General features: G+C 71.0%; 24 protein-coding genes. 12 read left to right on the forward strand and 12 right to left on the reverse strand.

The annotated features are described in order from the left end of the window. The first annotated feature begins 98 nt into the window (after positions 1-98). The 3 genes from IE263_RS44635 to IE263_RS44645 all read left to right on the forward strand — a co-directional run bounded on the left by IE263_RS44635 (position 99) and on the right by IE263_RS44645 (position 3001). Positions 99-797, forward strand: a complete 699-nt coding sequence (locus IE263_RS44635; protein ID WP_189943871.1) for an SDR family NAD(P)-dependent oxidoreductase — start codon at positions 99-101, stop codon at positions 795-797. Then, the gene (locus IE263_RS44640; protein WP_189943872.1) at positions 794-1960 is read left to right on the forward strand and encodes an S-adenosylmethionine:tRNA ribosyltransferase-isomerase; all 1167 of its coding nucleotides are present in this window, start codon (positions 794-796) and stop codon (positions 1958-1960) included. Before IE263_RS44635 ends, IE263_RS44640 begins: the two co-directional genes overlap by 4 nt. A 300-nt stretch (positions 1961-2260) precedes the next feature. After that, the gene (locus IE263_RS44645; RefSeq protein WP_189943873.1) at positions 2261-3001 is read left to right on the forward strand and encodes a transglycosylase SLT domain-containing protein; all 741 of its coding nucleotides are present in this window, start codon (positions 2261-2263) and stop codon (positions 2999-3001) included. A 98-nt stretch (positions 3002-3099) separates the two neighbouring features. On the opposite strand, the gene IE263_RS44650 is transcribed toward IE263_RS44645, so the two are convergent. Further along, entirely contained in the window at positions 3100-5619 is a 2520-nt protein-coding gene (locus tag IE263_RS44650) for an FHA domain-containing protein (RefSeq protein WP_189943874.1), read from the reverse strand. Positions 5620-5865: 246 nt separating this feature from the next. On the opposite strand from IE263_RS44650, the gene IE263_RS44655 reads away from it, so the two are divergent. Continuing rightward, positions 5866-8214, forward strand: a complete 2349-nt coding sequence (locus IE263_RS44655) for a streptophobe family protein (protein ID WP_189943875.1) — start codon at positions 5866-5868, stop codon at positions 8212-8214. A gap of 625 nt (positions 8215-8839) precedes the next feature. After that, positions 8840-10051 carry a phosphoserine phosphatase SerB gene (serB, locus tag IE263_RS44660; protein WP_189943876.1) on the forward strand — a complete coding sequence of 404 codons (1212 nt, stop codon included), beginning with the start codon at positions 8840-8842 and terminating at the stop codon, positions 10049-10051. Between the two features lie 82 nt (positions 10052-10133). Here the strand turns inward: serB and IE263_RS44665 are convergent, their stop codons facing one another. The 4 genes from IE263_RS44665 to IE263_RS44675 all read right to left on the reverse strand — a co-directional run bounded on the left by IE263_RS44665 (position 10134) and on the right by IE263_RS44675 (position 12672). Next, complete coding sequence (locus IE263_RS44665; RefSeq protein WP_189943877.1) at positions 10134-10652, reverse strand: SixA phosphatase family protein; 519 nt, start codon at positions 10650-10652, stop codon at positions 10134-10136. 106 nt (positions 10653-10758) lie between these two features. Further along, positions 10759-10965 carry a hypothetical protein gene (locus IE263_RS44670; protein WP_189943878.1) on the reverse strand — a complete coding sequence of 69 codons (207 nt, stop codon included), beginning with the start codon at positions 10963-10965 and terminating at the stop codon, positions 10759-10761. Between the two features lie 225 nt (positions 10966-11190). Beyond that, positions 11191-11307, reverse strand: coding sequence for an SGM_5486 family transporter-associated protein (locus IE263_RS49670; RefSeq protein ID WP_268256143.1), 117 nt, complete (start codon positions 11305-11307; stop codon positions 11191-11193). A 78-nt stretch (positions 11308-11385) separates the two neighbouring features. Beyond that, positions 11386-12672 (reverse strand): CynX/NimT family MFS transporter, encoded by a 1287-nt coding sequence (locus IE263_RS44675; RefSeq protein ID WP_189943879.1) that lies wholly within the window; start codon positions 12670-12672, stop codon positions 11386-11388. Positions 12673-12742: 70 nt separating this feature from the next. Between IE263_RS44675 and IE263_RS44680 the strand changes: the two genes are divergently transcribed. Further along, positions 12743-13432 (forward strand): FadR/GntR family transcriptional regulator, encoded by a 690-nt coding sequence (locus IE263_RS44680; RefSeq protein WP_189943880.1) that lies wholly within the window; start codon positions 12743-12745, stop codon positions 13430-13432. On the opposite strand, the gene IE263_RS44685 is transcribed toward IE263_RS44680, so the two are convergent. The 3 genes from IE263_RS44685 to fabG all read right to left on the reverse strand — a co-directional run bounded on the left by IE263_RS44685 (position 13413) and on the right by fabG (position 15401). Continuing rightward, positions 13413-13763, reverse strand: coding sequence for a hypothetical protein (locus tag IE263_RS44685; protein ID WP_189943881.1), 351 nt, complete (start codon positions 13761-13763; stop codon positions 13413-13415). The genes IE263_RS44680 and IE263_RS44685 overlap by 20 nt on opposite strands. A 160-nt stretch (positions 13764-13923) precedes the next feature. Beyond that, positions 13924-14691, reverse strand: a complete 768-nt coding sequence (gene fabI / locus IE263_RS44690; protein ID WP_189943882.1) for an enoyl-ACP reductase FabI — start codon at positions 14689-14691, stop codon at positions 13924-13926. Between the two features lie 5 nt (positions 14692-14696). Then, the gene (gene fabG, locus IE263_RS44695; protein WP_189943883.1) at positions 14697-15401 is read right to left on the reverse strand and encodes a 3-oxoacyl-[acyl-carrier-protein] reductase; all 705 of its coding nucleotides are present in this window, start codon (positions 15399-15401) and stop codon (positions 14697-14699) included. 320 nt (positions 15402-15721) lie between these two features. Between fabG and IE263_RS44700 the strand changes: the two genes are divergently transcribed. Genes IE263_RS44700 through tyrS form a run of 3 tightly spaced genes read left to right on the forward strand, consistent with a single transcriptional unit; the run spans position 15722 to position 19949 of the window. Then, positions 15722-17245, forward strand: coding sequence for a TldD/PmbA family protein (locus tag IE263_RS44700; protein ID WP_189943884.1), 1524 nt, complete (start codon positions 15722-15724; stop codon positions 17243-17245). Further along, complete coding sequence (locus IE263_RS44705; RefSeq protein ID WP_189943885.1) at positions 17242-18636, forward strand: metallopeptidase TldD-related protein; 1395 nt, start codon at positions 17242-17244, stop codon at positions 18634-18636. The genes IE263_RS44700 and IE263_RS44705 overlap by 4 nt, the downstream gene beginning before the upstream one ends. A 44-nt stretch (positions 18637-18680) precedes the next feature. Continuing rightward, positions 18681-19949, forward strand: coding sequence for a tyrosine--tRNA ligase (tyrS, locus tag IE263_RS44710; RefSeq protein WP_189943886.1), 1269 nt, complete (start codon positions 18681-18683; stop codon positions 19947-19949). Positions 19950-20168: 219 nt separating this feature from the next. Here tyrS and IE263_RS44715 read toward each other — a convergent pair whose 3' ends face one another. After that, on the reverse strand, positions 20169-20447 hold the full coding sequence (locus IE263_RS44715; protein ID WP_189943887.1) for a GlsB/YeaQ/YmgE family stress response membrane protein: 279 nt from the start codon (positions 20445-20447) through the stop codon (positions 20169-20171). A 161-nt stretch (positions 20448-20608) separates the two neighbouring features. Between IE263_RS44715 and IE263_RS44720 the strand changes: the two genes are divergently transcribed. After that, positions 20609-21085 (forward strand): DUF3099 domain-containing protein, encoded by a 477-nt coding sequence (locus tag IE263_RS44720; RefSeq protein WP_373312285.1) that lies wholly within the window; start codon positions 20609-20611, stop codon positions 21083-21085. Between the two features lie 227 nt (positions 21086-21312). Next, positions 21313-21531: a hypothetical protein gene (locus IE263_RS44725; protein ID WP_189943888.1), complete on the forward strand. Its 219-nt coding sequence runs from the start codon at positions 21313-21315 to the stop codon at positions 21529-21531. A 2-nt stretch (positions 21532-21533) separates the two neighbouring features. On the opposite strand, the gene moaA is transcribed toward IE263_RS44725, so the two are convergent. From moaA to IE263_RS44740, 3 genes are all read right to left on the reverse strand, one after another. Further along, complete coding sequence (gene moaA, locus IE263_RS44730; RefSeq protein ID WP_229911524.1) at positions 21534-22523, reverse strand: GTP 3',8-cyclase MoaA; 990 nt, start codon at positions 22521-22523, stop codon at positions 21534-21536. A 158-nt stretch (positions 22524-22681) separates the two neighbouring features. Further along, positions 22682-24301, reverse strand: a complete 1620-nt coding sequence (locus IE263_RS44735) for a monocarboxylic acid transporter (protein WP_189943890.1) — start codon at positions 24299-24301, stop codon at positions 22682-22684. Further along, positions 24298-24654 (reverse strand): DUF485 domain-containing protein, encoded by a 357-nt coding sequence (locus IE263_RS44740; RefSeq protein ID WP_189943891.1) that lies wholly within the window; start codon positions 24652-24654, stop codon positions 24298-24300. The genes IE263_RS44735 and IE263_RS44740 overlap by 4 nt, the downstream gene beginning before the upstream one ends. A 318-nt stretch (positions 24655-24972) precedes the next feature. On the opposite strand from IE263_RS44740, the gene IE263_RS44745 reads away from it, so the two are divergent. Beyond that, positions 24973-26502, forward strand: a complete 1530-nt coding sequence (locus tag IE263_RS44745) for a S8 family peptidase (RefSeq protein WP_189943892.1) — start codon at positions 24973-24975, stop codon at positions 26500-26502. The last annotated feature ends 67 nt before the right edge of the window (positions 26503-26569 follow it).

The raw sequence follows: 26569 nt of genomic DNA on the forward strand, positions 1-26569 counted from the left end.
GGTGAGGCCCGTCTCGCGTCCGAGGTGGTGAGCGGGGGCGCGTTCCTAGGTTGAGGTCACCGCCGAGTGGAGGCGGGTCGGACGAGGGGACGGTTGTCATGCCGGTAGCGATCATCACGGGGGCTTCGAAGGGGCTGGGGCGGGCGCTGGCCGAGGCGCTGGCGGCGCGGGGCTGGGATCTGGTGCTCGACGCCAGGTCGGCGGAGGTGCTGAAGGAGACGGCGGCCGCGGTCGCGGAGCGCGGGATGCGGGTCGAGGCGGTCGTGGGGGACGTCACGGATCCCGGGCACCGGTCCGCGCTGGTGGCGGCCGCCTGGCAGCTCGGCGGCTGCGAGCTGCTGGTGAACAACGCGAGCGCGCTGGGCGCCGAGCCACTGGTGCGGCTCGAGGAACTGGAGCTGGACGGGCTGCGGCGGGCGCTGGAGGTGAACGTCGTGGCCGCCCTGGGTCTGGTCCAGGAGGCGCTGCCGCTGTTGCGCGGGGCGCGGGCGGGCACGGTGATCACGGTCAGCTCGGACGCGGCGGCCGAGGCGTACGAGACGTGGGGCGGCTACGGCGCCTCGAAGGCGGCCCTCGACCAGCTCGCGGCGGTGCTCGGCGCGGAGGAGCCGGAGCTGCGGGTGTGGGCGGTGGACCCGGGGGACATGGCCACGGACCTGTACGCGGCGGCCGTACCGAACGATGACGATCCGCGTCCGGAGCCGGGCAGTGTCGTGCCGGCCTTTCTGCGGTTGCTGGACGAGCGGCCGGCGAGTGGCCGGTACGCGGCGCCGGCTCTGCTGGAGGGGCGGCGATGACGCCGGCGACGGGCCTCTCCCCGCTCGAGCGCGGTCGGGAGCGGACGAGGGTGCCGGAGGAGCTGTCGGCGCGGGTGCCGGCCGAGCAGCGCGGGCCCGGGCGCGACCGGGACGACGTACGGCTGCTGGTGTCGCGTGGGACCGAGGTGGCGCATCACGCCTTCCGGGAGCTGCCCGGGCTGCTGCGGGCCGGGGACCTGCTGGTGGTGAACACCTCGCCCACGCTGGCGGCCGCCGTGGACGGGCGGATCGGGCACGCGCGTGTGGTGGTGCACTTCTCCACGCGCGGGGACGACGGGCGGTGGGCGGTCGAGCTGCGGGATCCGGACGGGAGGGGCACCACGCGTGCGCGTGCGGGAGGGCCCGCGGGTACGGAGGTGCGGCTGGCCGGGGGTGTGCGGCTGGTTCTGGAGGAGTCGCTGAGCGGGGGCAGTGGGCGGCTGTGGTGGTCCCGGGTGTCCGGTGGGACGGTGCCGGCGCTGCTGCGGGAGCACGGTCGGCCCATTCGTTACTCCTATACGGAGCGGGACCAGCCCCTGTCCGTGTACCAGACGGTGTTCGCGCTGCCGCCGGCCGACGGGGCGGGCAGTGCGGAGATGCCGAGTGCGGCGCGGCCCTTCACGGCGCGGCTGGTGACGGAGCTGGTGAGCCGGGGGGTGCAGTTCGCGCCGGTCACGCTGCACACGGGGGTCGCCTCGGCGGAGGCGCACGAGCCGCCGTATCCGGAGCGGTTCGCGGTGCCGGAGGCGTCGGCTCGGCTGATCAATGCCGTCAGGGCCCGAACGCACAGGGCGCGAGGCGCTTCCTTGGAAGGGTGGTGGGAGACGGGCGGGCGGGTGATCGCGGTGGGGACGACGGCTGTGCGGGCCGTGGAGTCGGCGGCCGGGGCGGACGGAGTCGTACGCGCGCGTGAGGGGTGGACCGATCTCGTCGTGACGCCCGAGCGCGGGGTGCGGGTGGTGGACGGGCTGCTGACCGGGCTGCACGAGCCGGAGGCCTCGCATCTGCTGATGCTGGAGGCGGTGGCGGGGCGGGCCGCGATCGACCGGGGTTACGACGAGGCGCTGCGCGGGCTCTACCTGTGGCACGAGTTCGGGGACGTGCACCTGCTCCTCCCGGAGGAGGACCCTCACACACGGCATTGCTCCAGCAACTCGTGGTGAGATTCGCCGGGATCCGGTGTGAGCCCGCACATAGGGCGCACATCACGTACGAAGGCCAATAGGAGACAAAAGGGTCCGGCATGAACGGGGCAGACGTGACAGTCTGTCCCGTTTTGCCCTTCCCTGATCCACTACCTGGCGTCGTACGTCACACCTTTGCCTGGCTTTTTTGCGGCCGCTAAGAATGGCTCCCGTCGCTCAGCGCCTCGGGTTCCTACCGTGGCGTTCGTGCCGAAAGCACCCGTGTCCGCCGACGGACAAACAGAGCGACCTCCGCGCTACACGAAGAGGTCCTTCACCATGCCCAAGAACACTCACAAGATCGCGATCGCCGGTGCCGCCACGATCGGCGCCACCGCCCTCGCCTTCTCCGTGGTGCCGGCCAACGCGCAGACGACCACGACGGAAGCCGTCGTCTCGTCCCCCGTGGCCTTCAGCTCCGAGCCGGTGAAGGATGTCAAGGCCAGCGTGACGGACCAGCTGGCCGGCGCCAGCGTGAAGGTCGAGGCCATAGCGGCGCAGAAGAAGGCCGTCGCCGCCGCGGCCAAGGAGAAGGCCGCCGCCGCTGCCGTCACCGCCGCGAAGAAGAAGGCGGCCGCCGCTGCCACGGCCAAGAAGGCCGCGGCCGCCCGCAAGGCCGCTGTCGAGCGCAAGGCCCAGGAGGCCGCGAGCCGGACCGTGCAGCGTGCCGCGATCAAGAAGGCCGTCGCCAAGACCTACCCCAACAACCTCGACGGCTGGATCCGTGAGTCGCTCGACATCATGAAGAAGCACGGCATCCCGGGCTCCTACGACGGCATCAAGCGCAACATCATGCGGGAGTCCTCGGGCAACCCGAACGCCATCAACAACTGGGACATCAACGCCATCAACGGCATCCCGTCGAAGGGCCTGCTGCAGGTCATCCCGCCGACCTTCCAGGCCTACCACGTCCCCGGCACGTCCTGGAACATCTACGACCCGGTCGCCAACATCACCGCCGCCTGCAACTACGCGGCCGACCGGTACGGCTCGATGGACAACGTCAACAGCGCCTACTGAGCGACCTGACGAGTCCGTGCACGCCGAAGGGCGGCACCCCTGCGAGGGGTGCCGCCCTTCGTTTGATTTCCCAACCCGCGTGAGTTGGGATGTCGGACTTACTTCCGCATGACCTCGGGCTCGTGGCGGCGCAGGAAGCGGGCCACGAAGAAGCCGCAGATCACTCCGAGGACGATCAGGGCGGCCATGTCCATGCCCCAGGCGCCGACGGTGTGCTCCCACAGCGGGTCGTTGTCGCCGCCGTCCTGGGGCGGGCTGATCTTGTTGAAGTCCAGCGTGGCGCCCGCGGCGCCGACCGCCCAGCGCGACGGCATCAGGTACGAGAACTCGTTGACACCGATCGAGCCGTTCAGGGCGAACAGACAGCCGGTGAACACCACCTGGATGATCGCGAACATGACCAGCAGCGGCATGGTCTTCTCGGCCGTCTTCACCAGCGAGGAGATGATCAGGCCGAACATCATCGAGGTGAAACCGAGCGCCATGATCGGCAGGCACAGCTCCACCAGCGTGTTGCCGATGACCACGCCCTCCTCCGGGATCTCCCGGCTGGAGAAGCCGATGACACCGACCAGCAGGCCCTGCAGCGCGGTGACCAGACCGAGCACGAACACCTTGGACATCAGGTACGCCGAGCGCGACAGGCCGGTGGCGCGCTCACGCTCGTAGATGACCCGTTCCTTGATCAGCTCACGGACGGAGTTCGCCGCGCCCGCGAAGCAGGCGCCGACCGCGAGGATCAGCAGGACGGTGGTGGCCGTGCCGTTGGGGATGATCCGGCCGGTCTTCGGGTTGACCGGATTGGGCAGCAGACTGTTGCCGGAGTCGATGAGCAGGCTCACCGAGCCGAGGACGACCGGCAGGATCAGCGACAGGGCGAGGAAGCCCTTGTCCGAGGCGATCACCGACACATAGCGGCGCACCAGCGTGACGAACTGGGACATCCAGCCCTGCGGCTTCGGCGGCTTCATCGCCTGCATCGCCGGCATCTGTACGGCCTGCGGGGCCACGGCGTCGATGTCCGCGGCGTACATCTGGTAGTGCTGCGAGCCCTTCCAGCGGCCCGCCCAGTCGTAGTCGCGGTAGTTCTCGAAGGCGGAGAAGACGTCGGCCCAGGTGTCGTAGCCGAAGAAGTTCAGCGCCTCCTCCGGCGGGCCGAAGTACGCCACGGCGCCGCCCGGCGCCATCACCAGGAGCTTGTCGCACAGGGCCAGTTCGGCGACGGAGTGGGTGACGACGAGGACGGTGCGGCCGTCGTCGGCGAGGCCGCGCAGCAGCTGCATCACGTCGCGGTCCATGCCCGGGTCGAGGCCGGAGGTGGGCTCGTCCAGGAAGATCAGCGACGGCTTGGTGAGCAGCTCCAGGGCCACGGAGACACGCTTGCGCTGGCCGCCGGAGAGGGAGGTGACCTTCTTCTCCTTGTGGATGTCCAGCTTCAGCTCGCGCAGCACCTCGTCGATGCGGGCCTCGCGCTCGGCCGCCGTGGTGTCGGCGGGGAAGCGGAGCTTGGCCGCGTACTTGAGGGCCTTCTTGACGGTCAGCTCCTTGTGCAGGATGTCGTCCTGCGGGACCAGACCGATGCGCTGGCGCAGCTCGGCGAACTGCTTGTACAGGTTCCGGTTGTCGTAGAGGACGTCGCCCTGGTTGGCGGGCCGGTAACCGGTGAGCGCCTTGAGCAGGGTGGACTTGCCGGAGCCGGACGGGCCGATGACCGCGATCAGCGACTTCTCCGGGACGCCGAAGGAGACGTCCTTCAGGATCTGCTTGCCGCCGTCGACGGTGACCGTCAAGTGACGTGCGGAGAAGGAGACTTCACCGGTGTCGACGAACTCCTCGAGTCGGTCGCCGACGATCCGGAACGTGGAGTGGCCGACGCCGACGATGTCGGTCGGGCCGAGCAGCTGTGCGCCGCCCTTGGCGATCGGCTGGCCGTTGACGTACGTGCCGTTGTGCGAGCCGAGGTCGCGGATCTCCATGCGGCCGTCGGGCGTCGAGTGGAACTCGGCGTGGTGGCGCGAGACCTGCAGGTCGGAGACGACCAGGTCGTTCTCCAGGGCACGGCCGATGCGCATCACACGGCCGAGGGAGAACTGGTGGAACGTGGTCGGGCTGCGGTCGCCGTAGACCGGCGGCGCCCCCGCGCCGACGCCGGAGCCCTGCTGCTGCGGGACCTTCGCCACGGGCGGCTGCGGCTGCTGCCAGCCTGCCTGCGGGGCCGCTGCGGCGGCCTGCGGCTGCGGCGCCTGCTGGGCCCAGCCCGGATTCGCGGCCTGCGCGGCGTACGGCTGCTGTTGTGGCTGAGCCTGCGGCACGGCGACGCCCGCCGCGGCTCCGGAGAGGTTCAGGCGCGGTCCGTCGGTCGCGTTGCCGAGGTGCACCGCCGAGCCCGGACCGAGCTCCACCTGGTGGATCCGCTGGCCCTGCACGAACGTGCCGTTGGTGCTGCCGTGGTCCTCGAGGACCCAACCACGGCCGTTGAAGCTGACCGTGGCGTGACGCCAGGAGACCCTGGCGTCGTCGAGGACGATGTCCCCCTGCGGATCGCGTCCCAGGGTGTAGGACCTGGACGGATCCAGCGTCCAGGTGCGTCCGTTCAATTCCAGTACGAGTTCCGGCACTCCATGCCCCACTGAGTAGTCCCCCGAGTTACCCCCATCACAGGGAGTCTAGGGATGTCGAACATCGTCGGGAACTATTTCAGGCGCGGCCCCCTGACCGAAAGTCGGGCCTTGTGAAGACCGGGTACGGGCTCATCGGCCGTTTCCGTTGACGGGGTTGAAACCGGGCCGGAGAGTGGTAAACGCACGCGAGGGGGACGGAAGCGGCGATCTTCGCCGCTCCGCGCCGCGGATCGGGGGGTCTGCATGAGTGCCGGCACGGGTGTCGAGGGCGTCGGAAGCGCGGAGCGCGGCGGCGGTGTGCCGTGGGTGGACGTGCTGTTGTCCGCGATCGCCGCGGTGAGCTGGGCGTTGATCGGGATGGCGGGGACCGCGGCGCTGGGCCTGCATCTGCTGGAGGCCGACGGAGCGGGCTCGTTGGGGCCGATGACCGCGGCGGTCGTGGCGCTCGGGGCGGGTGGTTCGGTGACGCCCTCGGGCGACGTGTCCGCCTTTGGTCTCACGGGCGCGCAGGCGGACACGGCCATCGAGATCACGCCACTGGGTGTGGGGCTCGTCGGGGCGCTGCTGCTGTCGTGGTTCTTCCTGCGGTCTCTGCGCACGGCGGGAGTTGTGATCGCGCCCGCCGAACTCCTCGCGCGTGCGGGAGCGGTGGTCGTGCTGTTCGTGGCGACGCTGGGCGGGCTGGCCTGGGCCGGGCACGACGTCATCACGATCGACGGAGGGTCACTGGGGCTGGACGATCTGCCCGGTGGGGACGGGGGCGGCGGGGGCGGTGTCGAGATTCCCGGGCTGGGTGACCTCGGGGACATCGGCGGGCTGTTGCCGGACCGCATCGGGGACCTGGTGGACGCGCAGGCGGCCGTCGGCTTCACCGTGGACACGGCCCCGACGCTGCTCGGTGGGTCGGTGTGGTCGGCGGGGGTGCTGCTGATCGCCCTGCTGGCCTCGCGCCGTACGCCGCTTCCACGCGGGTGGGAGGCCGTGCACCGGGTGGTACGGCCCGCCGTGTCCGCCGTCGTCACCGTGCTGTTGGTGGCCGTCACGGCCGGGTTCGCCGCGGCGGCGTACGCGGCGATCGGCGACGACCATCCGAAGCGGATCGCGGGTGCCGCGCTGCTCGGCGCGCCGAACGGGGTCTGGCTCGGCGTGGACGTGGGCCTGTTCGTGCCGTGGGACGGCAGGGCGACGGGCGCGCTGACGAGTCTTCTGCCGGATCCGCTGGACGACTTGCTGGGCGTCGAGAGCGAGCAGTCGGTGACGCTGGGGCGGCTGGCCGAACTCGACGGGCGGGTGTGGCTGTTGGGGGTCGCGGCGGCCACGATGATGCTGCTCGCGGGGGTGTTGGTGGGAGTGCGGACGCCTGTGGACGGGACGGGCGTCGGAGGCGGCGCGGGTTCCGGGGGTGTACGAGGTTCGGGCGTCCCCGGTTTCGTCGGGCGGTGTGCGCTCCGGCTGGGGATCGTGACCGCGCTGACGCTGCCGCTGCTCGCCTGGCTGACGGACGTCTCCGTGGACGCCTCCCTGTCCGTACTCGGCTTCGACGCCTTCGACGCCGGCATCGAACTGCACGGCCACCTCGGTATGGCACTGCTCCTCGGCGCCCTGTGGGGCGCGGGTGCGGGCGCCGCCGGCGCGCTGCTCGCGTGCGCGACTGGAGCCGCGGGCGGGCGGGCGGCGCCGTTGGCACGGGGTGACGGGGCGGGGGTGCCGGGACCGGGTGGGAGTGGGGTGGCATCGGGGGGTGCGGCCGGAGGCGGGTGGTACGGGAGCGATCGGCATGGGGTGGAGGGCGGTTCGGGTACGAGGGCTGGGCATCCGCCGTACAGGGAGGACGGGCGCACCGGGGCGGGGGACGGAGGGGTCGGACATCCGCCGTACGGAGGTGAGAGGAGCGCGGCGGAGGGGCCATCGGGTGCGGGCGCCCCGCATCCTCCGTACGGAGGTGACGGGCGCACGGCAAAGGGGCCTTCCGTCGGGGAGTCCGAGCATCCGTCGCACGGGGACGACCCGGCCGGGCCGTACGCCCCGCGCACGCCGTACCGGCCGCCCAACCCGTCGACCAATCCGTATCTGCGGGTGCCGGAGGAGCTGAGGGAACCGGAGGATGCGCGGCCGGAGGACGCAGGCCGGGGGCGCGAGGCCTGGCCTCCGGGAGGCGGACGAGGGGAAGCGGCGACCGGCGGTGACAGGGCCGGACGGGCCGGGCCGCGTGCCGGGTCCCGGCCGGGCGGGAGCGGACCCGCCGCGCCCGCGGCCGGCTCCCGACCCGGCGAGGGTTTGCCCACGCCACCCCCGGCCGGCTCACCTTCCGGCCCATGGCGAGCCACCCCGCCTCCGGCCGGCCCTCGGCCGCCCGCGCCCTCGCCCCCTGGTGCCGGGCAGCCCCCGGAGGTGCCGCCGTCGCGGGACGACCTGTACGACGCGCCCACCATGGTTCGTCCCATGGGGCCGCCTCCCCGGTCGCCGGGGCGTCCGTCCGAGCCCCCGCGTTCCGGGGAGCAGCCGACGCCGCGCGCGGACGACGGGCCACCGCCGCCTCCTCCCCCGCCTCCGGCCGCACCCCCGCCGAGGAAGCCGAAGGGGCCACGCTGAGCCGTCGGCCGCACCTCCGAGGCACGCGACAGCCGCCGGCGGCCGAGCCGGCGCGCGTCGACCGCCGGGCGCCGAACCCCTACCCGTACGTCGACCGCCGTGGCCCACACCGAGGCGCTTCAGCCGCCGAGGCCACCCTCCTCAAGGCACACGTCAGGTCCCGTGGCCCTGCTGCAAGGCGCGCCCCGGCCGCCGAGGCCGCACCCGAGACGCCGTGGTGGTAGTCCGAGGCGCACCCCAGCCGCCGTGGCCCGAGGCGCACCCCAGCCGCCGTGGCCCGAGGCGCACCCCAGCCGCCGTGGCCCGAGGCGCACCCCAGCCGCCGTGGCCCGAGGCGCACGCCACCCGCGGTGCCCTGCTGCGAGACACGGCCCCGGCCGCCAAAGCCATACCCCGAAGGCGCACCCCAGCCGCCCATGCCATACGGCCAAGCGCTCCTCGGCCGCCAAGGCCGTAGCCGAGCCCCCGCCTCCAAGGCCGTAGCCGCCCCCTCCCCCGCCGCGCGTCCCGGCCGCCGTGGCGTCCCCTTAAGGTGCCCGCCACCTGTGCGACACCCACTGTTCCGTGTCCGCTAGGCGGACCTCGGCGGCGGGCGGCACTGGGTGCCGGATACGGTGGGTACACCATGAGCGCTGAGCAGACCTCGCCGACCGATGTCCCCACTCTCCTTGTCAAGATCTTCGGCAAGGACAGGCCGGGCATCACGGCCGGCCTCTTCGACACCCTCGCCGCCTACTCCGTCGACGTGGTCGACATCGAGCAGGTCGTCACCCGTGGCCGCATGGTGCTGTGCGCCCTCGTGACCGAGCCGCCGCGTGGGATGGAGGGAGACCTGCGGTCGACCGTGCACAGCTGGGCGGAGTCGATGAAGATGCAGGCGGAGATCATCTCCGGCATCGGTGACAACCGTCCGCGTGGCCTCGGCCGCTCCCTGGTCACCGTGCTCGGTCACCCGCTGACCGCGGAGGCCACGGCCGCCGTCGCCGCCAAGATCACCAAGGTGGGCGGCAACATCGACCGTATCTTCCGGCTGGCCAAGTACCCCGTCACCGCCGTGGAGTTCGCGGTCTCCGGTGTGGAGACGGAGCCGCTGCGCACCGCCCTGGTCACGGACGCGGCCGCGCTCGGTGTGGACGTGGCGGTCGTGGCGGCGGGTCTGCACCGGCGTGCCCAGCGGCTCGTCGTCATGGACGTCGACTCCACGCTCATCCAGGACGAGGTGATCGAGCTCTTCGCCGCGCACGCCGGCTGCGAGGACAAGGTCGCCGAGGTGACGACGGCGGCGATGCGAGGTGAGCTGGACTTCGAGCAGTCGCTGCACGCGCGCGTGGCGCTGCTGGAGGGGCTGGACGCCTCGGTCGTGGACAAGGTGCGCACGGAGGTGCGGCTGACGCCGGGTGCGCGCACCCTCATCCGGACCCTGAAGCGCCTCGGCTACCAGGTGGGAGTCGTCTCCGGCGGCTTCACCCAGGTCACCGACGATCTGAAGGATCGGCTGGGGCTGGACTTCGCCCAGGCCAACACGCTGGAGATCGTCGACGGGAAGCTGACGGGCCGGGTCACCGGGGAGATCGTGGACCGCGCGGGCAAGGCGCGGCTGCTGCGCCGGTTCGCCGCGGAGGCGGGCGTACCGCTCTCGCAGACGGTGGCGATCGGTGACGGTGCCAACGACCTGGACATGCTCAACGCGGCGGGTCTCGGGGTCGCCTTCAACGCCAAGCCGGTTGTGCGCGAGGCGGCGCACACCGCCGTGAACGTGCCGTTCCTGGACACGGTCCTGTATCTGCTGGGCATCACGCGTGAAGAGGTCGAGGCGGCGGACACGCACGACGAGTAGAGCCGCCCGGCGTCGACGACAGGGCCCGGCACCACCAAGGTGCCGGGCCCTCGTGTTCCGGAGCCGTACGCCGGCCGGAGGGTTACTCGGACGGTGTCCAGTAGTCGAGCAGCGTGGCCACGCCCGGCTCCAGGGACTTCCAGGAGCCGTCGAAGGAGACGACGGCGAAGGCGGCGGCCGGGAAGCCGCGGCGGTCCATCCGCTCGCGGGCGTCGCCCTCGGCCGTGCCGGAGAGGATGTCGGCGAGGCCCTGGATGCCCGGGTTGTGGCCGACGAGGAGGAGGTTGCGCACGTCGTCGGAGGTTTCGTTGAGCAGGGCGATCAGCTCGCCCGGGGAGGCCTCGTAGATCCGCTCCTCGTAGACGGTTTTCGGCCGCTGCGGAAACTCCTGGACGGCGAGCTTCCACGTCTCCCGGGTACGGGTGGCGGTGGAGCACAGGGCCAGGTCGATGGGGATGCCGGTGTCGGTCAGCTTGCGTCCGGCGACGGCGGCGTCCTGGCGGCCCCGCTCAGCGAGTGGTCGCTCGTGGTCGGTCACCTGGGGCCAGTCGGCTTTCGCATGCCGGAAGAGGACGATCCTGCGGGGTTCTGCGACGCTCATGGCTCCCAGCTTCGCATGAAACAGGCCATGCGGCGCAGGGAGTTGACATGCGCCTTCACGGTCCGGCCGGGGTGTGAAGGGTGTGCCCGGGGCGTGATCGACATGGCTAGCGCGCCAGGAGGTCCCGCACGCGCTCGACGAGGTGTGTGATCGCGGGGTCACCGCCGGCCGCGTGGGCGTCGGCCGGGTTCAGTATCAGCGTGAGCAGCGCGACGAAGGCGAGGGTCGGGAGGGCGAGGGCCCACCAGGGCAGCCGGGTGCCGACGCGGCCCGGGGCGACCGGGTGGAGCCGGGTGTGCGTAGGGGCCGACATGGGTGCCTCCGCTGCTCTTCGAGTGGTCCGTGGTCCGCGTCGCGCGGCCACAACTCGAAGGTACGGATCCGACGGCCCTCAACCCATCCGGTGGTCCACCCACTTGACCCTGACCCTGACCCCCTAGGGGACAGGGGGGTTAACCCCACCATCGCCGACGCGAAGGCATGAGCGAAAGGGGCCGGGCCGGTTCGGGACGCGGCGGGGCGGTGCGGGGCGAGGGCGTCAGGGCGAGGCGATCGTCGCGATGACGGCGATGATCACGAAGATGAGGAAGAACGAGCCGAAGACCATCAGCATCTTCTTCTGGCCGTTCTGGGGGTTCGGGTCGAGCACGGGCATGCGCCCAGTCTCGCACCCGGGGTGCGGGGCGGTTCGCCCGGGGTCGGTGGGCCCCCTGGGCCGGCGGGCCACCCGGAGTCAGCGGGCGGCCTCGTCCTCCACCGTGCGGTCGCGGCCGGCCAGGACGCCCACGACCATCTGCGGGACCATCAGCGCCGCCATCAGCGCGAGGGGCAGACCCCAGCCGCCGCTGTGCTGGTAGAGCACGCCCACGAGGAGCGGGCCCGGGATCGAGATGAGGTAGCCGGTGCTCTGCGCGAAGGCCGACAGCTGTGCCACGCCCGCGCCGGTCCTGGCCCGCATCCCGACCATGGTGAGGGCCAGGGGGAAGGCGCAGTTGGAGACGCCGATCAGCAGCGCCCAGGCCCAGGCGCCGCCGGCGGGCGCGGCATAGAGGCCGGCGTATCCGGCGAGGCCGCAGACGCCGAGGGCGAGCGCGATCGGGCCCTGGTGCGGCAGCCGGGTCGCCACGCGCGGGATGACGAAGGCCAGGGGTACGCCCATCACCATCGTGAGGGCGAGGAGCAGGCCCGCCGTGCTCGCGGGCACGCCCGCGTCCCGGAAGATCTGCGCCATCCAGCCCATCGTGATGTAGGCGGCGGTGGCCTGGAGCCCGAAGAAGACGGCGAGCGCCCAGGCGGTACGGCTCCGGGTCATCCGCATCCGGGCCGGCGTCCCCGCGCGCGGGGTGTCCTGGGGAGCGGGTGCCGCCGCTCGGTCCCGTACCAGCGGCAGCCACGGCAGTACGGCCGCTGCCGCCAGGCCGGCCCAGACCGCGAGCCCGGACTGCCGGCTGCCGCCCAGCGCCTCGGTCACGGGCACGGTGACCGCGGCGGCGGTCGAGGTGCCGAGGGCGAGGGCCATCGAGTACAGGCCGGTCATGGACCCGACCCGGTCGGGGAACCAGCGCTTGACGATGACCGGCATCAGGACGTTGCTGACGGCGATGCCCATGAGCGCGAGGGCACTGGCGGCCAGGAAGCCGGCCGTACTGCCCGTGTACGGCCGTATGAGCAGGCCCGCGGTGATGGCGGCCATGCCCGCGCACACCACCGCGCCCGGTCCGAAGCGGCGGGCGAGGCGGGGGGCCATGACGCCGAAGACGGCGAAGCAGAGCGGGGGCACGGAGGTGAGGAGGCCGGCCACGCTGCCGCTCATGCCGAGGCCGTCGCGCACCTCTTCGAGGAGGGCGCCGAGGCTGGTGATGGCGGGGCGGAGGTTGAGCGCGGACAGCACGATGCCGACCACGAGCAGCCGTTTCGTCCACGCGCGCGTGGCCGCTCGCGAGGGCTCGTCCGCCACCGGGGTACGCAGGGTCGGGGAGGTCGTCGTCCGGGTTTCCTCGCTCGCCATGGGCGCCATCATAGAATCATAGGATGATTGGTTGTCCACCCTCGGGTTCTCCTACCCCGTCCCGCCCGTGCGAAGGTGTGCCATGCCCCTGAGCCATCCCCGTCGCTCGGCGCTCTCCGAGCAGGTCATCGCCGCACTGCGCACCCAGATCACCTCGGGCGAGTGGCCGGTGGGCTCGCGCATCCCGACGGAGCCCGAGCTGGTCGAGCAGCTGGGCGTCGCCCGCAACACGGTCCGCGAGGCCGTCCGCGCGCTCGCGCACAACGGACTGCTGGACATCCGGCAGGGCTCGGGCACCTATGTGGTGGCGACCAGCGAGCTGGCGGGTGTGATGCACCGCCGCTTCGCCGACGCCGACCCGCGGCACATCGCCGAACTGCGCTCCACCCTGGAGTCGGGCGCGGCGAAGCTGGCGGCAGAGCGGCGCACGGAGAAGGACCTCAAGCAGCTGGACGCGCTGCTGGTGCGCCGCGAGGAGGCCTGGGAGTCGGGCGACACGGAGGCGTTCGTCGCGGCGGACGCGACCTTCCACCTGGCGGTGGTGGCCGCGTCCCACAACGACGTCATGACGGCGATGTACGCGGACCTGGGCGAGGTACTGCGGGACTGGCTGCGCGAGGACGTCGGCGAGGAGCTGACGCCGGAGACGTACATGGACCACACGCGGCTGCTGGACGCGATCCGCGCCGGCGACGCGGAGGCGGCCGCCGAGGAGGCCGCGAGCTATCCGTTCCAGTGCCGGCCCGGACGGTTCACGTCCTCCAGTGGCTGACCCAGGCCGCGCCGACCTCCTTCCAGCACCGGCCGGTCAGCCGTACGGTCACGGCGGGCCCCACGTCGGCAGGGGCGCCGTCGGTGTCGAGGTCCCACCAGCGGGCGCACTCGATGTGCAGGCGGACGCGGTCGGTGTCGGCGTAGGGGTTGTGGCAGTAGGCGACCACGCGGGAGCCGCGGACGCTGATGCGGCACTCCGCGCCGAACGGCTCCGACGTGACGGTGGTGTCCGGTGCCTCCACGCGCGCGTGGGGCCGGGCGTCGTACGGCAGGGCGAGGACGAGACAGACGGCGACAGTCACTGGGGCCAGGCTGCGAGACAGGCGCACAAGGGGACCTCCTCGGCCGTGCTGGGGAGGGAAGCGCGGGGAACGTGCACTTCAGCGTGCCTTGCCGGGGCCCTCCCCCGCCCGGCCGAGTACGCCGAACGGGTGACGCCCCGCTCCCCGCGCGGATGCGGGGAACGGGGCGCCGACGACGTACCGGAGATCAGGCACCGATGGCGTGCAGACCGCCGTCCACGTGGATGATCTCGCCCGTGGTCTTCGGGAACCAGTCGCTCAGCAGGGCGACGACGCCGCGACCGGCCGGCTCGGGGTCCTTCAGGTCCCACTCCAGCGGGGAGCGGCTGTCCCACACGGAGGCCAGTTCGCCGAAGCCCGGGATGGACTTGGCGGCCATGGAGCCGAGCGGGCCCGCCGAGATGAGGTTGCAGCGGATGTTCTGCTTGCCCAGGTCACGCGCCATGTAGCGGTTGGTGGCCTCCAGGGCGGCCTTGGCCGGGCCCATCCAGTCGTACTGCGGCCAGGCGAACTGGGCGTCGAAGGTGAGGCCGACGACCGAGCCGCCGTTCTGCATCAGCGGCAGGCAGGCCATGGTCAGCGACTTCAGGGAGAACGCCGAGACGTGCATGGCCGTGGCCACCGACTCGAACGGCGTGTTGAGGAAGTTGCCGCCGAGCGCGTCCTGCGGCGCGAAGCCGATGGAGTGCACGACGCCGTCCAGGCCGCCGAGCTCCTCGCCGACGATGTCGGCCAGGCGGCCGAGGTGCTCGTCATTGGTGACGTCGAGCTCGATGACCTTGGTGGGCTTCGGGAGCTTCTTGGCGATGCGCTCGGTCAGCGTGGGCCGCGGGAACGCGGTGAGGATGACCTCGGCGCCCTGCTCCTGGGCCAGCTTCGCGGTGTGGAAGGCGATGGAGGCCTCCGTCAGCACACCGGTGATCAGGACGCGCTTGCCCTCGAGAATTCCGCTCATGGTGATCAGTGACCCATTCCCAGTCCGCCGTCTACGGGGATGACGGCTCCAGTGATGTACGAGGCGTCGTCCGAAGCGAGGAACCGCACGGCCGCGGCCACCTCCTCCGGCTGCGCGTAGCGGCCGAGCGGGACCTGCGACACGATGTTCGCGCGCTGCTCGTCGGTGAGCACCTTGGTCATGTCGGTGTCGACGAAGCCGGGCGCGACGACGTTGAAGGTGATGTTGCGGGAGCCCAGCTCACGGGCGAGCGAGCGGGCGAAGCCGACGAGGGCGGCCTTGGAGGCGGCGTAGTTGGCCTGGCCGGGACCGCCGTACAGGCCGACGACCGAGGAGATCAGTACGACGCGGCCCTTCTTGGCGCGCAGCATGCCGCGGTTGGCGCGCTTGACGACCCGGAAGGTGCCGGTGAGGTTGGTGTCGATGACCGAGGTGAAGTCCTCCTCGGACATGCGCATCAGGAGCTGGTCCTTGGTGATGCCGGCGTTGGCGACCAGGACCTCGACGGGGCCGTGCGCGTCCTCGATCTCCTTGTAGGCCTGCTCCACCTGCTCGGCGTCGGTGATGTCGCACTTGACGGCCAGGAAGCCGGCCGGCGGCTCCCCCGAGCGGTATGTGATCGCGACCTTGTCGCCGGCGTCGGCGAACGCGCGGGCGATGGCGAGGCCGATGCCCCGGTTTCCTCCGGTGACGAGAACCGAGCGGCTCAACGGATCACCCTTTCCATAGGGGTCTGACACAACCGCCCGAACGCTGGATGACAGGCGGCTTCCTTCGAAACCTATCGGTCCGCTCCGGCTCGGGGACATTCGGGCACCGACAGTGGGGCACGGGAGTCGCTGTCGGATTCCTACAGTTTCGCCCAGCGGCGGGGGCGTCCTCGACCGGCTCCGCCGAAACCCGTTGGACACAGCGCGATCGGGTGTGACGTGCTTGACTGCGGCCTGTCCGCCTCGCAGAGAACACGCAAGTGCACGGCGAGTACACGGCAAGTACACGCAGAGAACACATCGATAGGGGAGAGCCTCCTGTGGCCCACGGCATCGATCCAACCTTTCTCGCGCTACCCCTACGCGCCCTGGCCGACGCCGCGCTGGCACGCGCGCGTGCGCTGGGGGCGGAGCACGCGGACTTCCGGTTCGAGCGGGTGCGCAGTGCGTCCTGGAGGTTGAGGGACGCCAAACCCGCCGGATCGTCGGACACGACCGACCTCGGGTACGCGGTGCGGGTCGTGCACGGCGGCACGTGGGGGTTCGCCTCGGGTGTGGACCTGACGATGGACGCCGCCGCGAAGGTCGCCTCCCAGGCCGTGGCCATGGCCAAGCTGTCCGCGCAGGTGATCAAGGCCGCCGGGTCGGAGGAGCGGGTGGAGCTGGCCGACGAGCCGGTGCACGCGGAGCGGACGTGGGTCTCGTCGTACGAGATCGACCCGTTCACCGTGCCCGACGAGGAGAAGGCGACGCTGCTCGCGGAGTGGAGCACGCGGCTGCTGGCGGCCGCCGGCGTCAACCACGTCGACGCCTCGCTGCTCACCGTCCACGAGAACAAGTTCTACGCCGACACGGCCGGGACGGTGACCACGCAGCAGCGGGTACGGCTGCATCCGTCGCTGACGGCGGTGTCGGTCGACGAGTCGAGCGGCGAGTTCGACTCGATGCGGACGATCGCGCCGCCGGTCGGGCGCGGCTGGGAGTACCTCACGGGCACCGGCTGGGACTGGGACGACGAGCTCGAGCGGATCCCGGAGCTGCTCGCCGAGAAGATGCGGGCACCGAGCGTCGAGCCGGGGCTGTACGACCTGGTCGTGGACCCGTCGAACCTGTGGCTGACGATCCACGAGTCCATCGGCCACGCCACCGAGCTGGACCGCGCCCTCGGCTACGAGGCCGCCTACGCCGGCACCTCCTTCGCCACCTTCGACCAGCTCGGCAAGCTCAAGTACGGCTCGGAGTCGATGAACGTCACCGGGGACCGCACCGCCGAGCACGGCCTGGCGACCGTCGGCTACGACGACGAGGGCGTCGAGGCGCAGTCCTGGGACCTGGTGAAGGACGGCACACTCGTCGGGTACCAGCTCGACCGGCGCATCGCGAGACTCACCGGGTTCGAGCGTTCCAACGGGTGCGCGTACGCCGACTCCCCCGGACATGTCCCGGTGCAGCGCATGGCCAACGTGTCGTTGCGGCCGGATCCGGCTGGGATGTCGACCGAGGGCCTGATCGGGAGCGTGGACCGCGGGATCTACGTCGTCGGGGACCGGTCCTGGTCGATCGACATGCAGAGGTACAACTTCCAGTTCACGGGCCAGCGCTTTTTCAAGATCGAGAACGGGCGGATCACCGGGCAGCTGCGGGACGTGGCCTACCAGGCGACGACCACCGACTTCTGGGGCTCCATGGCCGCCGTCGGCGGTCCGCAGACATACGTCCTCGGGGGCGCCTTCAACTGCGGCAAGGCCCAGCCGGGACAGGTAGCGGCCGTCTCGCACGGCTGCCCGTCGGCCCTCTTCAAGGGCGTCAACATCCTCAACACGACGCAGGAGGCCGGCCGATGAGCGCCCCTACGAACAAGCCGCACGAGGTCGTGGAGCGGGCCCTGGAGCTGTCGCGGGCCGACGGCTGTGTCGTCATCGCCGACGAGCAGTCGACCGCCAACCTGCGCTGGGCGGGCAACGCGCTCACCACGAACGGCGTCACGCGCACGCGTACGCTCACCGTGATCGCGACGGTCGACGGCAAGGAGGGCACCGCCTCCGGGGTGGTCTCGCGGGCCGCGGTGACCGCGGACGAGCTCGAGCCGCTGGTGCGGGCCGCCGAGGCCGCCGCGCGCGGTGCCGGTCCCGCCGAGGACGCGCGGCCGCTGGTCACGGACGTACCGGCGGCGCCCGACTTCACGGACGCGCCCGCCGAGACCTCCTCCGCCGTGTTCGCCGACTTCGCCCCCACGCTCGGTGAGGCTTTCGCACGCGCGCGTGCGGGCGGGCGCGAGCTGTACGGCTTCGCCAACCACGAGCTGGTGTCGACGTACATGGGGACGTCGACGGGGCTGCGCCTGCGCCACGACCAGCCGAACGGGACGCTGGAGCTCAACGCCAAGTCGCCGGACCGTACGCGTTCGGCGTGGGCGGGCCGGTCGACCCGGGACTTCAAGGACGTCGACCCGGCGGCGCTGGACGCCGAACTCGCCGTACGCCTCGGCTGGGCGGAGCGGCGCGTCGAGCTGCCGGCCGGGCGGTACGAGACGCTGCTGCCGCCGACCGCCGTCGCGGACCTGCTGATCTACCAGATGTGGTCGGCGTCGGGCCGGGACGCGGCCGAGGGCCGCACGGTGTTCTCCCAGCCGGGTGGCGGCACGCGCGTGGGTGAGAAGCTCACCGACCTGCCGCTGACCCTGCGCAGCGACCCTAACGAGCCGGGCCTGGAGTCCGCCCCCTTCGTGCTCGTGCACTCCTCCGGCGGCGACCAGTCGGTGTTCGACAACGGGCTGCCCCTCACGGCCACCGACTGGGTGCGCCAGGGCGAGCTGAGCAACCTGCTCACCAGCCGGCACAGCGCGGACCTGACCGGGCTGCCGGTCGCGCCGGGGATCGACAACCTGATCCTGGACGGGGGCGAGGACCGCTCCCTGGAGGAGATGGTCGCGAGCACCACGCGCGGGCTGCTGCTGACCTGCCTGTGGTACATCCGCGAGGTCGACCCGGCGACGCTGCTGCTGACCGGCCTGACCCGGGACGGCGTCTATCTCGTCGAGAACGGCGAGGTCGTCGGCGAGGTCAACAACTTCCGGTTCAACGAGTCCCCGGTGGACCTGCTGGGCCGGGCGACCGAGGCCGGGCGCACGGAAAAGACGCTGCCCAGGGAGTGGAGCGACTGGTTCACCAGAGCTGCGATGCCTGCGCTGAGGGTGCCGGACTTCAATATGAGCTCTGTCAGCCAGGGCGTATAACCTCGTACCTGATTACAAGCCCCACTCAAGGAGATACGAGAACCGTGACGGACATCGTCGACGAGCTGAAGTGGCGGGGGCTGTTCGCCCTGTCCACTGACGAGGACGCTTTGCGCAAGGCGCTCGCGGACGGTCCCGTCACGTTCTATTGCGGCTTCGACCCGACCGCCCCGTCCCTGCACGTCGGGCACCTGGTGCAGGTGCTCACCGTGCGCCGGCTCCAGCAGGCCGGTCACCGGCCGCTGGCGCTGGTGGGTGGGGCGACCGGTCTGATCGGAGACCCCCGCCCCACGGCGGAGCGCACGCTGAACGACCCGGAGACGGTCGCCGGCTGGGTCGGCAAGCTGCGTTCCCAGATCGAGCCGTTCCTCTCCTTCGAGGGCGAGAACGCGGCCGTGATGGTCAACAACCTCGACTGGACGGCCGGTCTGTCCGCGATCGAGTTCCTGCGTGACATCGGCAAGCACTTCCGTGTCAACAAGATGCTGACGAAGGACTCCGTGGCCCGGCGCCTGGAGTCCGACCAGGGCATCAGCTACACGGAGTTCAGCTACCAGATTCTCCAGGGCATGGACTTCCTCCAGCTCTTCCGGCGCTACGGCTGCACGCTCCAGCAGGGCGGCAGCGACCAGTGGGGCAACCTCACGGCCGGTCTGGACCTGATCCACAAGCTGGAGCCGCACGCGTCCGTGCACGCGCTGGCGACGCCGCTGATGACCAAGGCGGACGGCACCAAGTTCGGCAAGACCGAGGGCGGCGCCGTCTGGCTCGACCCGGAGATGACGACGCCGTACGCGTTCTACCAGTTCTGGCTGAACGTGGACGACCGGGACATCTCCTCGTACCTGCGCATCCTGTCCTTCCGGTCCCGCGCGGAGTTGGAGGAGCTGGAGAAGCAGACCGAGGAGCGGCCGCAGGCGCGGGCCGCGCAGCGGGCGCTGGCCGAGGAGCTGACGACGCTGGTGCACGGCGCCGACCAGACGGCCGCCGTGATCGCCGCGTCCAGGGCCCTCTTCGGGCAGGGCGAGCTGGCCGATCTCGACGACCGGACGCTGGCGGCGGCCCTCTCCGAGGTGCCGCACATCCAGGTCGCCGAGCTGGGTCCGGTCGTCGACCTGTTCGCCGAGGTCGGCCTCGTGGCCAGCAAGTCCGCCGCGCGGCGCACGGTGAAGGAGGGCGGCGCCTACGTGAACAACGTCAAGGTGACCGCGGAGGACGCCGTCCCGGCTCAGGAGGATCTGCTGCACGGGCGGTGGCTGGTGCTGCGGCGCGGCAAGAAGAACCTCGCGGCGGTGGAGGTCACCGGCGCGTAGGCGCTCCGCTGGGAGTGCCGCGATGTGCCGTCGGTCGTCTGCGGCACTGTTGTGGCTGGTCGCTCCCCCACTCTCGGCTCCGCTCGAGCGGGAGGGACCCCCATCGCGGCGGGGCCGCATACCGGCACAGCCCCGCGCCCCGTCAGGGGCGCTGCCGAACCGCAGCAAGCACGGCCCCGCGCCCCGAAGGGGTTGCGGGGCCGTGGGCGTTCCTCAAGCTCACACCCGATGCTTCCTCTTGCCCAGCGTCGCCATGTACAGCATGTCGCCGAAGGCCACGATGATGATCGCGGCGATCAGCTGGAAGATGTGGCGGCTCCAGTCGATGCCGGGGGTCTCGTCCACGCCGAAGCCGCGGGCGACCGCGTTGCCGACGATCGCGCCCAGGATGCCGAAGATGGTGGTCAGCCAGAGAGGACTGTGCTGCTTGCCCGGGATGATCGCCTTGGCGATCAGGCCCAGCACGAATCCCACGATGATCGCCCACAACCAGCCCATGGCTGCCTCCTCGTACGGCTCGACGTGAGCACTGAACTCAGTGTCGGTCCGTGTGCCCTACGGCGCATGTCGGGTGGCGCCGTACGCGGTACGGCGCAGGGTGTCCGCCCAGGCGGGAGGCGACCCGGCCTCGAAGGCGGCGGAACCGCGGCGTACCGTGGATGCGGGGAGAGTTCGATGCGGGCGGATGGTGGAACGTGATGCGGAAGCAGGGTGACGGCGGCAACGCCCAGGTGTTCCGGATCACCGGAGCCCGTCAGGGGCTCCAGGACGACGTGCGGGGCCGGCAGCGGCGCTATGTGATCTCGATGTCGATCCGCACGGTCTCGGTGATCCTCGCGGCGGTGCTGTGGAACGTGGAACGCCATGTGGCCGTGGTGGCGCTGGTCCTCGGGCTGGTCCTGCCCTATATCGCGGTGGTGATCGCGAATGCGGGGCGGGAGAACGCGCCGGGGCTTCCCTCGACGTTCCTGACCGCGCCGACGCGGCCGATGATCGCGCCGCCGCCCGCGGACGGCGGTTCGGCGGATTCCGGCCCTGAAGAGGAGCGATCCGCGGGCTCCGGCCGACAAGAGGAGCGCGTCGCGGAACCCCTCCGGGAGGACGCGAAGGCCGATCCGGCTGAGCGGCGGCCGTGAGGCGGCTGTGTGCCAAGCTCAGGAAAAGCTCAGATCAATCATGCTGTTCCGGTGCCCTGGGGCCGGTCCTCCGTGACATACTTCGTACGCGCTCCGCATCCCCCGTCGGAGCGACGGACCGACGCCGGGCAGCTCCCCCCGTGGCTGCTCGGCGTCGCCTTTTTGTGCAAGTTCTTTGTGCACGTTCCTGTGCGTGTGCTGAGTGCGCGTGACTGTGAGACGAATCCGTGAGTGACGAGATCCCCATCTGTTCCGCCAAGGGCTGCCGTGTCGACGCGGTGTGGGTGCTGGCGTGGAACAACCCGAAGATCCACACGCCGGAGCGGCGGAAGACGTGGCTCGCGTGCGAGGAGCACCGGGAGCACTTGTCGCAGTTTCTCGGGGTCCGGGGTTTCCTGAAGGACGTCGTGCCTCTCAAGGAGTGGGAGGAACGGGCGGGCGCGTAGCGTCAGCCGCCGATCGCCGACATCGGGCGGTCGGGCTGGACGAACGACGGATCGTCCAAGCCCGCGCCCGCCTTCTTGCCCCACATGGCCAGGCGCCAGATGCGGGCTATCTCCTCGTCGGGGGCGCCGGAGCGCAGGGCTGTGCGCAGGTCGGTCTCCTCGCGAGCGAAGAGGCAGGTGCGGATCTGGCCGTCGGCGGTGAGGCGGGTACGGTCGCAGGCGGCGCAGAACGGGCGGGTGACGGAAGCGATGACGCCGACGCGGTGGGGGCCGCCGTCGACGATCCAGCGTTCGGCCGGGGCCGAGCCGCGTTCCTCGGAGCCCTCGGGGGTGAGGTCGAAGCGGGTGCGCAGGGAGGCCAGGATGTCTCCGGCCGTGACCATGCCCTCGCGCTTCCAGCCATGCTGGGCGTCGAGGGGCATCTGCTCGATGAAGCGCAGCTCGTAGTCGTGCTCGACGGCCCAGGCGAGCAGGTCGGGGGCCTCGTCGTCGTTGAACCCCGGCATCAGGACGGTGTTGACCTTCACCGGGGTCAGGTCCGCGTCGCGGGCGGCCTGGAGGCCTTCGAGGACGTCCTTGTGGCGGTCGCGGCGGGTGAGGGCCTTGAAGACGTCCGGACGCAGGGTGTCGAGGGAGACGTTGACCCGGTCCAGGCCCGCGGCCTTCAGGGCCGTCGCCGTGCGCTTGAGGCCGATGCCGTTGGTGGTCAGCGACATCTGGGGGCGCGGGGTGAGGGCGGCGACCCGCTCGACGATGCCGACGAGACCGGGGCGCAGCAGGGGCTCGCCGCCGGTGAAGCGGACCTCTTCGATGCCGAGGGAGGTGACGGCGATGTCGATCAGGCGGACGATCTCGTCGTCCGTGAGGAGGTCGGGCTTGGCCAGCCACTGCAGGCCCTCCTCGGGCATGCAGTACGTGCAGCGCAGGTTGCAGCGGTCGGTCAGCGAGACCCTCAGGTCGGTGGCCACTCGGCCGTAGGTGTCGATGAGCACGCGGGCCCCCTCCCTCGTAGCGGATCGCATGTGTCCCGTCCTCTGCGAGCCTACGTGACGGCACCGACATCACCACAGGCCGGATCCCACGAGGTAGGACGCGGCCGCGTCGTAGGGACCTACAGGTGACCTACGACGCGGCCGCTCGGGGGCGTCGCTCAGTGGGCGCCGGTGCCGGTCAGGGACCGGACCTCCAGCTCCGCGTACTTGCCGGTGTCCGGCTCCTCCTTGGACAGGACGGTGCCGAGGAAGCCCATCAGGAAGCCGAACGGGATGGAGATGATGCCCGGGTTCTTCAGCGGGAACCAGGCGAAGTCGACGTCGGGGAACATCGCCTTGGGGTCGCCGGAGACCACGGGCGAGAACAGCACCAGGCCGACGGCGACGATCAGACCGCCGTAGATCGACCACAGGGCGCCCTGGGTGGTGAACCGCTTCCAGAACAGGCTGTAGAGGATGGTCGGCAGGTTGGCGGAGGCGGCGACCGCGAAGGCCAGGGCGACCAGGCCGGCCACGTTGAGGTCGCGGGCGAGGGCGCCGAGGCCGATGGAGACGATGCCGATGAAGACGGTCGCCCAGCGGGCCGCGCGGACCTCCTCCGCGCCGGTGGCCTTCCCCTTGCGGATGACGTTGGCGTAGATGTCGTGGGCGAAGGAGGACGACGAGGCGAGGGTGAGGCCGGCGACCACGGCGAGGATCGTCGCGAAGGCCACCGCCGAGATCGTGGCGAGCAGGATCGCGCCCCAGGTCGAGTCGACGCCGCCCAGGTGCAGGGCGAGCAGTGGTGCCGCCGTGTTGCCGGACGGGTTGGAGGCGATGATCTCGTCCTGGGAGATCAGCGCGGCGGCGCCGAAGCCGAGGGCGATGGTCATCAGGTAGAAGCCGCCGATGATGCCGATCGCCCAGTTCACGGACTTCCGGGCGGCCTTGGCGTTGGGCACCGTGTAGAAGCGGATCAGGATGTGCGGCAGACCGGCGGTGCCGAGCACCAGGGCGATGCCGAGCGAGATGAAGTCCAGCTTGGAGGTCCCGGTCGCGCCGTACTGCAGGCCGGGCTCCAGGAAGGCGGCGCCCTTGCCGCTGTTCTCGGCGGCCGAGCCGAGCAGGTCGGAGATGTTGAAGTTGAACTTCAGCAGCACCAGGAAGGTGATCAGGAGGGTGCCGCCGATGAGCAGCACGGCCTTGACCATCTGGACCCAGGTGGTGCCCTTCATGCCGCCGATGGAGACGTACACGATCATCAGGATGCCGACGAGGGCGACGATGAGGATCTTGCCGGCGTCGGAGGTGATGCCCAGCAGCAGGGAGACGAGGACGCCGGCGCCCGCCATCTGGGCCAGCAGGTAGAAGATCGAGACGACGATGGTGGAGGTGCCGGCCGCGGTGCGGACCGGGCGCTGGCGCATGCGGTACGCCAGGACGTCGCCCATGGTGTAGCGGCCGGAGTTCCGCAGCGGCTCGGCCACCAGGAGCAGCGCCACCAGCCAGGCGACCAGGAAGCCGATGGAGTAGAGGAAACCGTCGTAGCCGAAGAGGGCGATGGCGCCCGCGATGCCGAGGAAGGACGCGGCCGACATGTAGTCGCCGGAGACCGCGAGGCCGTTCTGGAAGGCGCTGAACTGGCGGCCGCCGGCGTAGAAGTCGGCGGCGTCCTTGGTCTGGCGGCCCGCCCAGACGGTGATGATGAGGGTCGCGACGACGAACACCGCGAACAGGCTGATGATCAGGGGCCGGTGCTCGCTGGCCTCGCCGGCCGCAAGAGTGATCGCGGGGCTCATGCGCCGCCCTCCATCCGGGACTTGATGGCGTCCGCCTTCGGGTCGAGCTTCGCGGCGGCGTGCCGCGAGTACCACCAGGCGATGAGGAACGTGGTGACGAACTGGGCGACGCCGAGGACGAAGGCGACGTTGATGTTGCCGAACAGCTTGGTGCCCATGAAGTCGCCCGCGTAGTTCGACAGCAGGACGTACAGCAGGTACCAGGCGATGAAGGCCACGGTCAGCGGAAAGGCGAAGCTGCGGTAGGAACGGCGCAGTTCACCGAACTCCGCGCTCTCCTGCACCGCGACGAACTCCTCGGTGGAGGGGAGTTGAGCTTGGGTTTTCGAGGGGGGCGGTGTCTCGGTGGCCACGGAGTCTCCTCGCGTTGCGGATGGCAGGTGTGCGGGGGGCTCGATCGTCCTCGGGCTCCCTGCACAAGGTCACGGCGGCGCGCGAAGGCTGGTTCAACTCGATCGGGTTCTTTCGCAAGTCGTCACCGGGTTCCTCAAGAAGGCGTAACCGGGTTCGTTCCGAGGGCATTGCCGGATTCGTTCAGAAGTCATCCCCGTAGGTCATTGCTGGCCGGCGAGTCAGGAAGATAGCTTCGGGCCTGCACCACCCCGTCATGTACCTGTCCAGGCGCGACCCGCGTCCGGGCAGGTCCCGTTTCCGGATGATGTGGAGACCCCATGGCTCATCTGCCTTCCAGACGCCGCCTCGCCCTCGCGGTGCCCGTCGTGCTGTCGCTGACCGCCTCCCTCGGCTTCCTGCCGACGGCGGCCTCCGCGGCCCCCGTCACGGCCTCCGCCGCGCAGGCGGCCGACGCCGGCACCCTGGCGTACGTCGTCAACACGAAGGTGGACCACCGCACGATCGCGTCGGTGAAGAAGGCGATCGCCGCGGCCGGCGGAACCGTCACCGTGGCGTACGAGAAGATCGGTGTGCTCGTCGTGCACTCGGCGAACCCCGACTTCGGCCCGACGATACGCGCGGTGCGCGGGGTGCAGTCGGCGGGTGCGACCCGTACCGCGCCGCTGAGCCTCGCGGGGACCACCGACGAGGGCGCGGCGCAGCTGCTGTCGAAGGCGGACGCCGCGAAGACGGCGAGCGCGTCGGCCGCGGCGGGTGAGAGCGAGCCGCTCGAGGCCGACCAGTGGGACCTGCGCGCGATCGGCGCCGACAAGGCCGCCGAGATCAACCCGGGCAGCAAGAAGGTGACGGTCGCGGTGATCGACACCGGCGTCGACGACACCCACCCGGACCTCGCCCCGAACTTCTCCGCGTCCCAGTCGGCCAACTGCGTCGGCGGCGTCCCGGACACCAGCGAGGGCGCCTGGCGGCCGTACACCGCGGAGGACTACCACGGCACGCATGTCGCCGGTGAGATCGCGGCGGCCCGCAACGGCATCGGCGTGGCCGGTGTCGCACCCGGTGTGAAGGTCTCCAGCATCAAGGTGAGCGACCCCAAGGACGGCCTCTTCTACCCGGAGAACGTCGTCTGCGCCTTCGTGTTCGCCGCCGACCACGGCGTCGAGATCACGAACAACAGCTACTACGTCGACCCGTGGCTGTACAACTGCAAGGACGACCCCGACCAGAAGGCGATCCTCGACGCGGTCAACCGGGCGCAGCTGTACGCCCAGAAGAAGGGCACGCTGAACATCGCTTCGGCGGGCAACTCCAACCACGACCTGGACGCCGACTCGATCGTCGACACCAGCAGCCCCGACGACTCCACGCCGGTGACCCGGACGGTCGACCCGCATGTCTGCCTCGACGTGCCGACCCAGCTGCCGGGCGTCGTCACGGTGAGCGCGACGGGCGTCAAGGGCACCAAGTCGTACTACTCCACCTACGGCTTCGGCGTCACCGATGTCGCGGCTCCGGGCGGCGACCGCTACCAGATCCCGGACACGCCGTCGGCCAACGGCCGCATCCTGTCGACGATGCCGAACAACGCGTACGGCTTCCTGCAGGGCACCTCGATGGCGTCCCCGCACGTCGCCGGTGTGGCCGCGCTGCTGAAGTCGAAGTACCCGTACGCGTCCCCGGCGGCGCTGCAGGCGCTGCTCAAGGCGCAGGCGGACAACCCGGGTTGCCCGACCGAGCCCTACGACGGCAACGGTGACGGCGTGGTGGACGCCACGTGCGTGGGCGGCAAGCGGGTCAACGGGTTCTTCGGCTTCGGTGTCGTGAACGCGTTGCGTGCGGTGAAGTAGCCGAGCCGGGCGCCGAGTTCGCTGAGGGCCGGGCGGGGATCCGTCCGGCCCTCACGCGTTGCTCCGG

The organism is Streptomyces aurantiogriseus (genome assembly GCF_014649375.1).
Lineage (GTDB): Bacteria > Actinomycetota > Actinomycetes > Streptomycetales > Streptomycetaceae > Streptomyces > Streptomyces aurantiogriseus.

Bases quoted from the DNA above. Each gene is read 5' to 3' on its own strand.
- IE263_RS44675 (WP_189943879.1), bottom strand. From the start codon at position 12,672: ATGATGGCGCCCATGGCGAGCGAGGAAACCCGGACGACGACCTCCCCG.
- IE263_RS44640 (WP_189943872.1), top strand. From the start codon at position 794: ATGACGCCGGCGACGGGCCTCTCCCCGCTCGAGCGCGGTCGGGAGCGG.
- IE263_RS44655 (WP_189943875.1), top strand. From the start codon at position 5,866: ATGAGTGCCGGCACGGGTGTCGAGGGCGTCGGAAGCGCGGAGCGCGGC.
- IE263_RS44670 (WP_189943878.1), bottom strand. From the start codon at position 10,965: ATGTCGGCCCCTACGCACACCCGGCTCCACCCGGTCGCCCCGGGCCGC.
- IE263_RS44705 (WP_189943885.1), top strand. From the start codon at position 17,242: ATGAGCGCCCCTACGAACAAGCCGCACGAGGTCGTGGAGCGGGCCCTG.
- serB (WP_189943876.1), top strand. From the start codon at position 8,840: ATGAGCGCTGAGCAGACCTCGCCGACCGATGTCCCCACTCTCCTTGTC.
- fabI (WP_189943882.1), bottom strand. From the start codon at position 14,691: ATGAGCGGAATTCTCGAGGGCAAGCGCGTCCTGATCACCGGTGTGCTG.
- IE263_RS44635 (WP_189943871.1), top strand. From the start codon at position 99: ATGCCGGTAGCGATCATCACGGGGGCTTCGAAGGGGCTGGGGCGGGCG.
- IE263_RS44720 (WP_373312285.1), top strand. From the start codon at position 20,609: ATGCGGGGAGAGTTCGATGCGGGCGGATGGTGGAACGTGATGCGGAAG.
- IE263_RS44645 (WP_189943873.1), top strand. From the start codon at position 2,261: ATGCCCAAGAACACTCACAAGATCGCGATCGCCGGTGCCGCCACGATC.
- IE263_RS44665 (WP_189943877.1), bottom strand. From the start codon at position 10,652: ATGAGCGTCGCAGAACCCCGCAGGATCGTCCTCTTCCGGCATGCGAAA.
- IE263_RS44680 (WP_189943880.1), top strand. From the start codon at position 12,743: ATGCCCCTGAGCCATCCCCGTCGCTCGGCGCTCTCCGAGCAGGTCATC.
- IE263_RS44715 (WP_189943887.1), bottom strand. From the start codon at position 20,447: ATGGGCTGGTTGTGGGCGATCATCGTGGGATTCGTGCTGGGCCTGATC.
- IE263_RS49670 (WP_268256143.1), bottom strand. From the start codon at position 11,307: ATGCCCGTGCTCGACCCGAACCCCCAGAACGGCCAGAAGAAGATGCTG.
- IE263_RS44745 (WP_189943892.1), top strand. From the start codon at position 24,973: ATGGCTCATCTGCCTTCCAGACGCCGCCTCGCCCTCGCGGTGCCCGTC.
- IE263_RS44735 (WP_189943890.1), bottom strand. From the start codon at position 24,301: ATGAGCCCCGCGATCACTCTTGCGGCCGGCGAGGCCAGCGAGCACCGG.